The sequence below is a fragment of the Rudaea sp. genome, from assembly GCF_036560865.1.
Classification (GTDB): domain Bacteria; phylum Pseudomonadota; class Gammaproteobacteria; order Xanthomonadales; family Rhodanobacteraceae; genus Rudaea.
This window is the reverse complement of record NZ_DATBQK010000041.1, coordinates 1-12,652: the sequence shown is the minus strand read 5'-3', so window position 1 is coordinate 12,652 and position 12,652 is coordinate 1. Positions and strand designations below refer to the sequence as shown.

Annotated in this window: 8 protein-coding genes; 2 read left to right on the top strand and 6 right to left on the bottom strand. The window is 63.2% G+C overall.

The features are described 5' to 3' along the window. The 3 genes from VIE67_RS05010 to VIE67_RS05000 all read right to left on the bottom strand — a co-directional run. Nucleotides 1-2,045: efflux RND transporter permease subunit (locus VIE67_RS05010; RefSeq protein ID WP_332023887.1), on the bottom strand; the 2,045-nt coding region annotated here is incomplete at its 3' end. After that, nucleotides 2,042-3,145, bottom strand: a complete 1,104-nt coding sequence (locus VIE67_RS05005; protein WP_332023884.1) for an efflux RND transporter periplasmic adaptor subunit — start codon at nucleotides 3,143-3,145, stop codon at nucleotides 2,042-2,044. The genes VIE67_RS05005 and VIE67_RS05010, both read right to left, overlap by 4 nt. Beyond that, nucleotides 3,142-4,506, bottom strand: a complete 1,365-nt coding sequence (locus VIE67_RS05000; protein ID WP_332023882.1) for a TolC family protein — start codon at nucleotides 4,504-4,506, stop codon at nucleotides 3,142-3,144. Before VIE67_RS05000 ends, VIE67_RS05005 begins: the two co-directional genes overlap by 4 nt. A gap of 120 nt (nucleotides 4,507-4,626) precedes the next feature. Here VIE67_RS05000 and VIE67_RS04995 point away from each other — a divergent pair, with 120 nt between their 5' ends. After that, on the top strand, nucleotides 4,627-5,304 hold the full coding sequence (locus VIE67_RS04995; RefSeq protein ID WP_332023880.1) for a winged helix-turn-helix domain-containing protein: 678 nt from the start codon (nucleotides 4,627-4,629) through the stop codon (nucleotides 5,302-5,304). Beyond that, nucleotides 5,291-6,649: a sensor histidine kinase gene (locus VIE67_RS04990; RefSeq protein WP_332023878.1), complete on the top strand. Its 1,359-nt coding sequence runs from the start codon at nucleotides 5,291-5,293 to the stop codon at nucleotides 6,647-6,649. The genes VIE67_RS04995 and VIE67_RS04990 overlap by 14 nt, the downstream gene beginning before the upstream one ends. A 107-nt stretch (nucleotides 6,650-6,756) precedes the next feature. Here VIE67_RS04990 and VIE67_RS04985 read toward each other — a convergent pair whose 3' ends face one another. The 3 genes from VIE67_RS04985 to VIE67_RS04975 all read right to left on the bottom strand — a co-directional run. Next, complete coding sequence (locus VIE67_RS04985) at nucleotides 6,757-9,462, bottom strand: hypothetical protein (protein ID WP_332023876.1); 2,706 nt, start codon at nucleotides 9,460-9,462, stop codon at nucleotides 6,757-6,759. Nucleotides 9,463-9,505: 43 nt separating this feature from the next. After that, complete coding sequence (locus VIE67_RS04980) at nucleotides 9,506-10,786, bottom strand: ATP citrate lyase citrate-binding domain-containing protein (RefSeq protein ID WP_332023874.1); 1,281 nt, start codon at nucleotides 10,784-10,786, stop codon at nucleotides 9,506-9,508. 63 nt (nucleotides 10,787-10,849) lie between these two features. After that, the coding region (locus VIE67_RS04975) for a TonB-dependent receptor domain-containing protein (RefSeq protein ID WP_332023871.1) at nucleotides 10,850-12,652 on the bottom strand (1,803 nt) is incomplete at its 5' end.

The following is a 12,652-nucleotide window of genomic DNA, read 5'->3' as shown; positions in this document are numbered from 1 at the left end:
GCCGCGGCAACCTTGCGCGCCTGCGGAATCAGCGCGGCGGGATCGGTCGCGTAGAGTTTGATCTCGATCGGCTGCGGCACCGCAGTCAGATCGCCGATCAGGTCTTCGGACAACTGCGCCAGTTCGATCTGTACGCCGGGTACCGAGCTTTCGATATCGGCGAGAACGGCGGCCATGACATCCTCGGTACCGCGTTTGTGGTCTGCTTTCAGGCGCACGAAGAAATCGCCGTGATGAGCTTCGCCCAGATCGCCACCGAGACCCGTGCCGGTGCGCCGCGAGAACGTCTGCACTTCGGGTTGCTCGCGCAGGATCGCCTCGATCTGGTGCAGCTCGCGTTCGGTCTCGTCGAGCGAGGTGCCGGGCAGGGTATAAAAATCCATGACGAAGCCGCCTTCGTCCACCTGTGGCATGAAGCCGCTTGGCACCCTGCTGTAGGCCAGCCAGCCGATCAGCAGCAAGGGCACGACTGCCGCGACAAGGATGATCGGCTTGCGGAACACACGATCGAGCAGGCGCGCATGGTGGCGTGCGAGCCAGTCCTCGCGGCCCTCCGCAGGGTCGTGCCAGCGATTGAAATCGATGAAGCGGCGCGCGAGGATCGGCACGATCAGCGCGGCGAACAGATAGGAAATGATCAGGGCCGCAGCCATCGTCACCGCCAGCGCCTTGGAGAACGCGCCGGTGACGCCGCTCATGAAACTCAGAGGGAGAAACACGATCAGGGTGGCCAGACTTGAGCCGGTCAGCGGGCGCAGGAATTCGCGCGTGGCCGGCAGGATCGCCGCGCGGCCATCGCTGACGCCGCTCGCGCCGGCGCGGCGCGCGATGTGTTCGATGATCACGATCATGTCATCGATGACGAGGCCAACGGCAGCGGCAATGCCGCCGAGGGTCATGATGTTGAAGCTGAAGCCGAGCACGTCGAGCAGGAGCACGGTGATCGCCAGCGTCGCCGGCACGATCAGCACCGCGATCAGAGTCACGCGCGCGTTGCGCAGGAACACGAACAGGACGATGGCGGCGAGAACGAGACCGATCAACACCGCATCGCGCACGCTCGCCGCCGACTCGACGACGAGTATGCTCTGGTCGTACCAGTTCGCCATTGTCACGTTCTTGGGCAGCTTGAACGTGCTCAGACGTTCGCGCACGACCTGTGCGATCTGCACGGCATTGCCATCCGGCTGCTCGTAGACATTGAACAACACGGCGGGCTTGCCGTCCTCGACCACGCGGGTCCATTGCGGTACCGCACCGGCCTGCACGTCGGCGACATCGCCCAGGCGCACGACGCCAGCCGGATCGCTGCGTATAACGATCTGCTTTAGCTCATCGAGCGCGCGCAGATTGCTGTTGGACACGACCAGATAGAGTTTGTCGTGATCCTGCACGCGCCCGACCGCCTGCAGCGCATTGCCGGCGGTGATCGCGGTGACGAGATCGCTGAGGCCGAGGTTGTACGTGGCCAGGCGATGCGGGTCGGCGAGCACCTGCACCTCGTCGATTGCGCCGCCCTGTACATCGACGCGCGCGAGGCCGGACACGGACGCGAGCAGCGGCACGATCTGGAACTGGGCCAGGTCGCGCAGCGCGTTCGGCGTGAGTTTATCCGACGTCAGAGCATAGGAAATGATCGGGAAAACGGTTGGATCCATGCGCCGAACGTTGTACGCCGTCCCCGGTGGCAGTTTCGGCAGCACCTGAGCGATCGCCGCATCAACGAGCAGGGTGGTGGCGATCATGTCGCGGCCCCAGCCGAAATCGACCGAGATCTGCGCGGAGCCGCGCGCCGATGCCGAGCGCACTTCGCGCACGCCGGGAACCGAGCGGATGGCTTCCTCGACCGGGCGCGTCACGCCGAGCACGGTCTGATCGGCCGGGCGATCGCCCGAAGACAGGTCGACAACCACGCGCGGAAACGATACCTGCGGAAACAGGCCGACCGGCAGCGACAACGCCGCGACCAGTCCGGCGAGTGCGAGCGCGAACGCCACGCAGAGCAGCGAGCGCGAGTGATGTTCGATCAGGCCGACGAAATTCATGGCTTGGCGGGACCGGATTTGGCAGGGGCTTTTTCATCCTTGGCGTCGTCGCTCTTGTCCGCGTTCGCCTTGCGCACGGCCATGCCGTCTTCGAGCTGATAGTTGCCGACAACGACGACTTCGCGTTTCGCGTCGAGCGGACCGTCAACCACCGTTGTTTCCTCGTCGCTGCCGACGCGCTTGACCTTGACCCGTACCGCCTTCTTGCCGTCGGTCTGGAACAGGTACGCACCTTCGTCGTCGTCGAGCACCGCGTCGCGCGGCACCAGCCAGCCTTTCAGTTGGCCGACTTCGATGCCGGCGCGGAAGGCATCGCCCTGCAGCAATTCATCGTCGACGGCGACGTCGGCATCGACCAGACGCGTCTTCGGATTCAGGCTGCGGTCGATACGCACGAGTTTGCCGTCATGCGTCTGTGCGCTGTCGGCGAGAGATTCCACTTGTACACTTTGTCCAACCGAGAGACGGCCGCGTTCGCTCGGCTCGACGCCGACGGTGACGACAAGACCCTTGCTGCGCGTAATCGTGACCAGCGGCGCGCCTGCGGCGACGCGATCGCCTTGGGCAACCGGTACCGTGCTGACCACACCGTCGAACGGCGCGACCAGGGTTTGCAGCGGCTTGCCGCCGGTTTCGTGCTCGAGTGCATCAAGCGCGGCCTGCGCGTCGCTTGCGGCCTTGTCGGCCTGCGCCTTCTGATCGCGCGTGGCCAGTTGCTGCTCGAGCAGGTGCGTCGTGCGCGTACGTTCTTCTTGCGCGAGCTTGAGCGCCGACACGGCTTGGCTATAAGTGCTGCTTGCCGCGGCCGACAAGTGAAACTCGAGCAGGGTCTGGCCGGCATGCACGGCTTCACCCGGGGTGACTGCGATGTGCGTGACGCGGCCTTCGGCCTGCACGCTCAAGGTCATGCCGCCATTGATCGCGGGCACAGCGCTGCCGTAGGCGACCAGCTTGTCGGCGATCTCGCCGCGCTGCACGGGCTGGGTTTCGACCAGCACGCTGGCGGCTTCGGTCTTGCTGTCTTCCTGGGCGCGCAGAAAAAAAGGCAGCGTTACGGTCGCCGTCGCGCCGAGCAGCAGGAACAGGCGAAAAGATCTCATGGTTGCGTCTCCGAATCGTTCTGCGCATCGGCCAGGGCGACCGGCGGCATGCCGGAGCCGACCAGGGTAGCGATCGCCACTTGCTGTTCCAGCAGGGTCAATTCCAGGGCGAGGATTTCCTGACGCTTGGCGTTGCGCATGGTCATCAGGTCGACATAGCTGCGTTCGTCGATATCGGCGTTGCGATATGCCGCTTGCGCGCGCGTCGCCACCGGTTCCATTTCGGCCAGCAGCTTGCGCTTGGCGTCGAGTTGGCGCTGCAGCAATTGCTGATCGGCGATCAGCGCATCGACTTCGGACTTCGCCGCGATCAGGCGCGCACTGAACTCCGCATGCAGTTGCGCGCGCGTCGCCCGTTCCAGCGCGATATTGCCCTGGTTGCGGTCGAACAGCGGCAGATCCATCGTCAGCTGCGGGCCGAGCGAGCGCACGTTGCTGGTGTCGCGGCCATAGGCGTAGCCCAGCGAAAACAACGGAAACTGGGCGAGGATCGCGCCGCGCACCTTTTCTTCCTGCGCCTGATAGCCCAGTTGCAATGCGATCAGGTCGGGACGCCGGTTGGCGAGGTCTGGCAGTTGCGCCTGGATGGCCTTGATATCGAGCGCTGGTACGTCGGCGGCATCAGCCAGATCGAGTTTGACCTGCGGCGCCAGCCCGAGCAGCAGATTCAGATCGCGCCGCCGCGTTTGCTGCTGACGCTCGAAATCGTCGAACAATTTCTGCGCATCGGACGCGGCGGCAAGATCGGGCGCAAGGATCGTCAAGGTCGTATCGCCTTGCGCAAGCGCCTCGCGACCTCGCTCGATGCGCTCGCGCCACAACGTCGCGTTGCCGCCCAGCAGGGCGAGCTGCTTGTCGCCTTCGATCAGATCCACTGCCGACAGGCGTGCCTTGCCGACGGTCTGCCATTCCTGCCAGAGGATCGTCGCGTCCACCGACTGCGCGGATTTTTGCGCGGCGTGACGCTTGGACGAAAGCGTGACCAGCGACTTCAGATCTTGCGACAGGCCCGCGGCGAGCGCGGCGAACATGCCCGGTCCGCTCAGCACATCCTGATAGCTGGCATTGAAAACCGGGTTCGGCAGGATGCCCGCGCTGCGCAACTGTGCCTGCGACAGGCCATGCTGGGCGCGCGCGGCGATCAGTTCCGGATTGTTGTCGAGCGCCAGACGTTCGACGTCGGCGATGCCGAGCCGGTCCGGCAACGCTGCGGCGTGCTGCAGGTCCGCGAGGCTGGTTTTTGCCGCGGCCCGGGTTTCCAGCGGATGCGCCGAATAGGTGGCGCAGGCGCTCAGTGCGGCCAGCGTTCCGGCTAGCGCGCTGCGCACGAGAAAACGATGAATGGCGGTCACTTCGAACATTGGCCGGAAGTTACGCGCGCCCGGTTTGCCACGAGGTGGCCGCAACATTACCGTTCCACAACTTGACTTCGGCCGCCGCATCGTTGTTCATGCGCCGATATTCCTGCGAGATCGACGGGTGTGAGAATCCTGGTTGTCGAAGACGATGCCGAAACGGCGGATTACGTGATGCAGGGCCTGCACGAGTCGGGTCACAGCATCACGGTCGCGCGCGACGGCCGCGACGGCCTGTTTCAGGCGACCGGACAGGATTGGGATCTGCTGGTTGTCGATCGCATGCTGCCCGGCCTCGACGGCATGGCCCTGGTGCGCACCGTGCGCGCAGGCGGCATTGAAACGCCGGTGCTGTTCCTGACCACGCTTGGCGGCATCGACGACCGCGTCAATGGATTGAACGCCGGCGCCGACGATTATCTGGTGAAACCATTCGCGTTTTCCGAACTCGCCGCGCGGGTCGCCGCGCTCGGCCGGCGTCCGCGCCGCACCGCCGCTGAGACCACGTTGCGCGTGGCCGATCTGGAGATGGATCTGCTCGCGCGCCACGTTGCGCGTGCCGGCCACGCCATCGAGCTACAGCCACGCGAGTTTCGTCTGCTCGAATTCCTGATGCGGCACGCGGGCCAGGTGGTGACGCGCACGATGCTGCTCGAGCAGGTCTGGGATTTTCATTTCGATCCGCACACCAACGTGGTCGAAAGCCACATCAGCCGCCTGCGCGGCAAGGTCGACAAGGGTCATGACATCGCGTTGATTCACACGGTGCGCGGTGCGGGATACTGCTTGCGTGAATCTGCCTAGACTCGTCCGCACTTCGAGCTTCCGCCTGACTCTGCTGTACGCGGGGCTGACCGGCTTGAGTTTTCTGCTGCTGTTCGCGGTGATCTTCTGGTCGACCACCGAATTCATGCAGAAGCAGATCGACACGACGATCAAGGCGGAAATCAAGGAGATCCGCAATGGCGCCGCCGACGACAGTCTGCAAAGCCTGCGCCGCGTGGTGCAGGCTTCGACCGAGCAGTCGCCGGGCTTTTTTTATCTGCTGCAGGATCGCGCCGGCAACGTGCTCGCAGGCAATCTGCCCAAGCTCGAGCCGATCGTCGACGTGCGCGAATGGACCGGCGCCAACCGCCTGCCTGAATTCCAGAACATCGACATTCGCGGTCTCGGCCTGGATGCGGGCGAGGGCGGCTATCTATTCGTCGGCATGAACGCACATCAGGTGCAAGAGATGCGCGAGTCGGTTGCGCGCTCGTTTCTGTGGGGCTTCGGCGCGGCGATGCTGCTCGCCCTGCTGGGCGGCGCGGCGATGAGCCTGTCAGTGCTGCGCCGGATCGAGGGTGTCAGCCAGACCAGCCGCGATATCGTCGGCGGCGATCTGCAGCGGCGCATTCCGCTGAACGGCAGCGGCGATGAGTTCGACCATCTCGCCGGCAGCCTGAATGCGATGCTCGACCGCATTCAGGTGCTGATGGATGGGTTACGTCAGGTGTCGACCGATATCGCCCACGATCTGCGCACGCCGTTGACGCGCCTGCGCCAGCGCCTGGAACTCGCGCAGGAGCGCCCCACGGATGCGCAGGCCTTGCACGCTACGCTCGGCGCGTCGCTGAGCGGAATCGACGCGATTCTGCAGACTTTCAGCGCGCTGCTGCGCATCGCGCAGGTCGAAAGCGGCGCTCGGAAGGCGAGCTTCACCCACGTCGACTTGAGCGAACTGCTGCACACGATTGCAGAAGTATACCAACCGGCATTCGAGGAAAAATCGCAGACGCTGCTGGAACAAATCGCGCCCGATCTGGCGGTCACCGGCGACCGCGAGCTGCTGACCCAGTTGTTCGCGAATCTGGTCGAAAACGCGACGCGACATTGCCCGGCTGATGCGCGCGTCGCGCTGATCGCCGCGTCCAGTGCGGCGGGGGTCAGCGTCGCCGTCAGCGACAACGGGCCGGGCATTCCTGCGCACATGCGCGAGAAAGTGCTGCAGCGATTCGTGCGCCTGGATGCGAGCCGCAGTACGCCAGGCAACGGGCTCGGCCTGAGCATGGCGGCCGCGATTGCAAGCCTGCACGAGGCGGATTGGCAGATGACCGACAACGCGCCCGGCCTACGCATAAGTGTAACGATCCCGGCGGTGAACAAGTAATACGCAATCAAGAAAGACGTTATCGACGCGTCCGCCGCGACCACCAGAGCGAACCGGTTGCAGCAAGAAGTAGGTTTCGCCCCGAGATCATCAGTCTCCGAAAAGCGCTATGCAACGAATCTGCAATTCGCCTGGGGCGTACGCGTGTCCATGTTGCGACCGCGATTCAGATGATCCTCGACCTCGGCCGCGCAACCGATCATCCTCGCGTAGAGGAACATCGTGAAGGCCGCTGTTTCGAGAGCGGCGTCGGCGAGCTCCCCGCTACGATGACGTTGCCACAGCATCTTCAGCAGCAGCGCCGCAATGAGCGCGTCGACGTTGACGCAGAAGACGTTACGCGTTGCGCCGGCGTCGAACAGCGCCTGCACGAGATGGCGGTAGTAGTCGTGGAAGATGTTGTATTCCCCACGCGAGTCGGCGAGCTCGCGCACGAATACTTCACGAGGGTCGAGGTTGACGAGCTTGCCCTTGAACACCGGATGGTTGATGCACGGGATCGCCCCTGCTTCGCCGGAACCGGCCTCCTTCGCGTTGCGCCGCCGCGCCGCGTACGCTTCGGCGAACTCGCTCGTGATGCGCGCAAGATCGACGCCATGCCCGGGTGTTCCGGGATCGGCGAGGTCGATGCCTTCGAATCGTTCCAGCAGAAACGCCACGCCCTCGTAGCCGTTGCCTCCGTGCGCATACCCTGAATGCGAGAGGAAGCCGAGCATCGCCTTGTTGAGCTGGATCCGCGACGGCGACTCAGGTCCGTCCGACGATACCGCGCCTTTTGCTCCCTGCGCCGATATCGATCCTGGCCCGTTGCTCAGCAGCAGGCCGATAAGGGTCTGGAACGAGAAAAGGTCGGCCGCCGACGGCTGTTTGCCAAGCAAGGCGGCGCAGGCCACTTCGGTCAGCGAATGCCGGCCGATGATCTCGCTGACGCGCATGCCGCAAAAGGCGTCTGCTTCGTGCCGCGACGCATCGACCGAGGCTCCGATCGCGGTGCCGAACAGCATGATCCACCAAGGCAGATTCTCCACGGTGGTCCGCGACACGCGCTTGACTGCGAGGGCCCGCCACGCAATCGTCGTCGTGATCGCCGCCAGCACCGCGTCGGCGGTCGGGTGGCCGCCGATATTGCGCAGCCAATCCAGCACGAGCGAGTTGGCACCACGCGCGTCGAATCCCGCCAGCATTGCCTGGGCGCGAACATCGGGTTGGTCGGCGACCAGATGGGCGCGCTGCGCTTCGGTAACCGTGACGCGAGCAAGCGCCCCTTCGTCCGTGCAGGCGTCGTCGAGTCGCGCTGCAGAAAACAGGTCGATCAGTATAGAAACTGCAGCGGCGGCACGCGCTGCGACCAGCGGGCCGGTGAGGGCCACCGCGGCGGCGATGACGCAGTTCGGCGTGCTGCCCGATTCGCGGGCAGCCTGGGCTGCCGCGAGCAGCGGTTGTGCGTACAAATTGATATGTGCGCCGACCACGATATTTACGAGTGCCTGATCGTTCGCGTTCGCCGCTCCGCGCAGGAGCGCCAACACGATATTCGACTCGACCGGCCTCTGCGCGGCGTCGAGCATCGACACGCCATGCAGACTGGTGATCTGTGTGGTGCTGTCCATCTGCGATGCACCCGAAGTGTCCTTCATGTTCTGCCGCGGTGTGCTCATTCCGACCTGGCGATTGAGCCGCGCAATCTGCTCTCCGTACGGCGCCATCGCTTCCACGACGGGCATGTCGAGTACCGCGGGCAGTGCGATGCCGGCATTCGACTTGAACCAGGCCTTTAGCGCGAGATTTCCCTCGGGCGGGAAATCCGCCTCGATCTTGTGCTCGCGCATTACTGCGGCAAGCGCTGCCGGTATGTGCGCGATATTGGTGACCAGCGCGCCACGCTCTGAAAAGACCGGGCGCTGCGGCGTGTAGATGTCGTCGACGCCGAGCTTGCGCAGAAACCAGGATTCTTTGGCCATGGCGTCGTCGCCACCGCCAGACATCGCGCCAGCATGTCCCACGGCGCGGGTGAGGCGCTTCTTCCAGCGTCCGACGACACAGGCGATAATGGGCTTGGTGAATTCCGCGTCGAACTCATAGTAACCGCCCGGTTCGACATAGAGCACCGCCGCCTTGCTGCGTGGATCGTTGCCAAGCGCGAACGCGAACTCCGGCGCGGCGAAGTGGATGTAAACGTCCTTGCCGCTCGAAATCAGCGTCGTCGTGCCCCAACCTGCCATGCGCAGGTAGGTGGCGATCGTCGTCGTGAAGTTGCCGGAATTGGAAAATATCGCGATCGAGCCCTTGCACAGGGCTTCTTCAGGATGGTCGCCACCCAGCGCGCCACCGATGCGGACGCGATTCCACGAATCCGCCACGCCGAGACTGTTCGCCCCAAAGATGTCGACGCCGTATGACTGCCCCATCGCGCGAATTTCGCGCGAATCATGCGCGGACAATTTCTCGGTGACGATAAAAATCTTGTTCAGTTCGGTGTTCACCCGCAGCAGCTCCGCGACGCCGTCGCGCGCAGCGGACGGCGGCAGGTAGACGACGCCGCAGTTGAATCGATGGCCGTCGTCGATGCCTTCGAGGACATTGTTGTACACGGGCACAGCCCCGATTGGCGTCTCCAGTTTCTGGCCGCGCCTTCCGGGCGACGTGCCGAAGACGACGTTGCCACCGGAGTAGTCATGGCCAACCGGCGTGACCTCGCTCGATTCGCCGCCCATGATGTTGAGCACGCAGACGCGATCGTCGCGGGTGGCGATTTGCGCCAGCGATTCGATGCCGACGTGATACTTGAATCCTCCGACGCCTGCGGCCTTCATGCCACGCTCCGCGCAGAAAAGGACGCTACCTGCGGGTGGGCGTTCATGCTGCCGCCACCATATTCAGACCTGCGGCGATCTGGGCGCGTCCGCCGCTCTTCATCCACGCATCGACCGCCTTGGCGTAAAGAATGACTTCGCTGATGTCGGAGTCGAATCCGAATATCCGGTAAGGCAATCCGAGCGCATCCATCGTGTCGCGCATCGCACCCATGCCGCGCACGAGATTCGGGCCGCCGCGACCGACGACGACGTAGATCGGCGCGGGACCGTAAGCGCTGAAATGCTCGCGCAGCGCGTCGGCGACCGCGCGCAGCGTCTCGTAGATATCGGTGTTGCTCGACTTGCCGCCTATCACGAACAGCACGTTCGTCTGCTTGAGCCAGTGCTTGAAGCAGATGCGTGCGACCTGCTTCATCTTTTCGTAGGGCGGATTGCCACCGAAATCCGACGAGATGATCGCATCGTCGCCGAGGATTTCGGAAACGAGCGAGTTCGCTCCGCCACCGAAAGTCGGCGCGAGGATCGTTCCGCCGGGATTGATCACATATACGTCACTCTGCCCCTGGTACGTTCGCAGTTCGTTGATCTCCTGCTCAAAGTCAGAGTAATCGGAAGCAAAGAGATGCGCCGCCAAGCCGAGCCGCTGCCAGCGCGAATCGTCGCGATCGAAGCTGCATTTGAAATCGCATGCGACCGGCGTCAATCGATCGGTCGCATCCGGTCGCATGCGTATCGGATTGAGTTCGAGTGTGGTCATGCCGAAGTCGTGGTACAGCTCCCAGAGCTTCGGCAAATGCTGAACGAGCGGTGAGATGATCGGCATCGGCGCACGCAGCGCAGTCAGTGCGTTCGCGACGACGAACGCCTTGAGTCCGGTCAGTGCATCGAACGGAACCTGAGTGACCTCGTCCTTGCCGAGTTCTTCGATATCGACGCCGCCGCGGTGACTGAGCGTCATCGTCGGCGCGCGGAATTGCGTCGAATCAGTGATCGAGAAATAGATTTCGTGCTGAGCCGGGACGGCGCCTTCGAACGTTACGCCCTGCGCCTTGGCAAACACGTCGCCTACGCGATGTTCCGCAAAGTAGAGTCGCTCCTTTTCTTTCAGCGCGGTCTTCAGGTCGCTGGCGCGCGCGATCAGACCCGACTTGCCCTTCTTGCCGACGCCTCCCTTGAAAACCGGCTTGACGAAAACCGAACCCTCACGCTGGATCAGCGCCTTGATCTGTTCCTCGTTGGCATCGGGACCGAGTACCTCGGATGTCGGAAAACCGACGAACCGAAGTAGCTTGGCGCCGTGAAGCATTCCAGTGAGCTGCATGGTTTCCTTTGCGGGACCGGCGGCGCTCGCGCGCTGCCGGCCCGGCTTTGATTGTTTTCGAGATCAGAAATCGACCCCGACGGTTGTGTAAATCAGCCGACCGAGCGGCGAGAAAGTGGCTACATCGGCGTTGTTGTCGAGGAATGCGCGCGGCGCCAGTGGCGGCATGCGATTGCCGATGTTGTTGACACCGACGCCGAACTTCACGACCTTCAACGGCCCCGAGTTCGCGGCGTGGAAGTCGTAACCCATGCGGATATCCCAAGTCGAGTAGCTGGAGACATGAATCAGCGGTGTGGAGGTGCCGTTCGCGCCCGTATCGGTGGTCGATGACACGTACGTATTGCCAACGGTCACGTCCAAGTCGCCCTTTGCCCAATCCAGACTCGAATAGAAGCGGTACTTGGGCAAGGTTCCACCGAACACGCCGGTATTGTTCGAATGACCGGCATATTCGATGAATGCTGCGCCCGGCAGCGGCTGGAAATTGAACTTGTTGAAGATTGCGCCGTTCGTCGCGAGCTTGAACGTTCCCATGCGCTCGGTCGGAATTACATAGTCCGCCGAAATTACCCACGATTTTTCCTGCAACGAGGCGAGGTTGCGGAACTGGTCGACGACGAATAGCCGCTCGGCCTGATTCGGATCACCCTTGCCCGCCGCGTTGGTCAGAAATGCCAGCAGATCGCCTGGATGTGCGAACGGTTGCGTTGCGCCAGTCGTGCCGGGAAAGGCATCGACTGCGAGATTTGAAAAGAACGGAGAAGCCGAACCGAGCGTATTGATGCTGCCGAGAATTGTGTTGAACCCGATGCCGCCGGCGAACCCCTTCAGCTTGATGTCCGAGTAATCTGCGGATAGCGAAAGACCCTGCGCGAAATCCGGCCTTACCGTGAAGCCGAGGAGCTTCGACGTTGACTTGGCCGGTTTCAGGTTGGGATTGTTGCCGTCTTCGCCGTTGATGGGCATGCCCGTGTAGTTGTTGCCGAAGATGCCCTGAATCACGCCCGCGCCCACCTGGCGCGTGTCGGTCGGACCGAACAACGCGTAGAGCGCCGGCGCAGAAAATGACTTGGCATAGTTGCCGCGCACCGCAAATTGCTTGTCGAACGGCTCCCAGCGAAAACCGACCTTTGGCACGAAGGACGAGCCGATGTCGCTGTATTTCTCTTCACGGCCCGACAGCGTCAGATCGAACGCGTGGGCACCGGCAAAATTCCATTTTTCGCTGGTTATCGGAATGCGCAGCTCAGTGAATACGCCATAGATATCACGGCTCTTGGAGAACGGGTCGGCATAGGTGCCACCCAGCCATTGCTGATCGTTGCCCGTGGTGCTTCCCGTCGTCGGATCCGTGACGCGACCGTTGGGGTCGGTATGCCCCGACACGGATTCGCGACGCGCGCTGCCACCCAACGCGATCGCGATCTCGCCTGCGGGCAAGGCGAACAGTTGGCCGACCACCTTCGCGTCAAATGAAGTCAGCTTGCTGCTCGCGTCGATCAACTCGGTGCCATACAGATTGGTCAGCGCGCCCGGATCAACCCCGGCGGCGAGGGCAAATGGATCGAGTGCCGGCACAAGCACCGGCGGTCCGGACAAGGAATAGCCCGAATAGACCTTGCTGTAGTGGCCGCCCACGACGGCATTGCCGCTGGAGTCAAAGCCGCCCGCGATCGCGCGCGCGACGTTCGGCTTGTAGATCAGATTGCGTTGTTGCTGCTGCAGGTCGCTGTTGCTGTAGACGACGCCCGTTTCCCAGGACCAGTCGCTCGTGATTTCGCCGCGCAGCCCGGCGCTGACGCGTTGTGCACTGACATCGTTGTAGAAATCGTGGGTGTACGGAAGATAGGCGAACGTTACGCC

Excerpts from the sequence above, each read along its gene's own strand:
- VIE67_RS05005 (WP_332023884.1), bottom strand. The coding sequence starts at position 3,145 with ATGAGATCTTTTCGCCTGTTCCTGCTGCTCGGCGCGACGGCGACCGTA.
- VIE67_RS05000 (WP_332023882.1), bottom strand. The coding sequence starts at position 4,506 with ATGTTCGAAGTGACCGCCATTCATCGTTTTCTCGTGCGCAGCGCGCTA.
- VIE67_RS04985 (WP_332023876.1), bottom strand. The coding sequence starts at position 9,462 with ATGAAGGCCGCAGGCGTCGGAGGATTCAAGTATCACGTCGGCATCGAA.
- VIE67_RS04980 (WP_332023874.1), bottom strand. The coding sequence starts at position 10,786 with ATGCAGCTCACTGGAATGCTTCACGGCGCCAAGCTACTTCGGTTCGTC.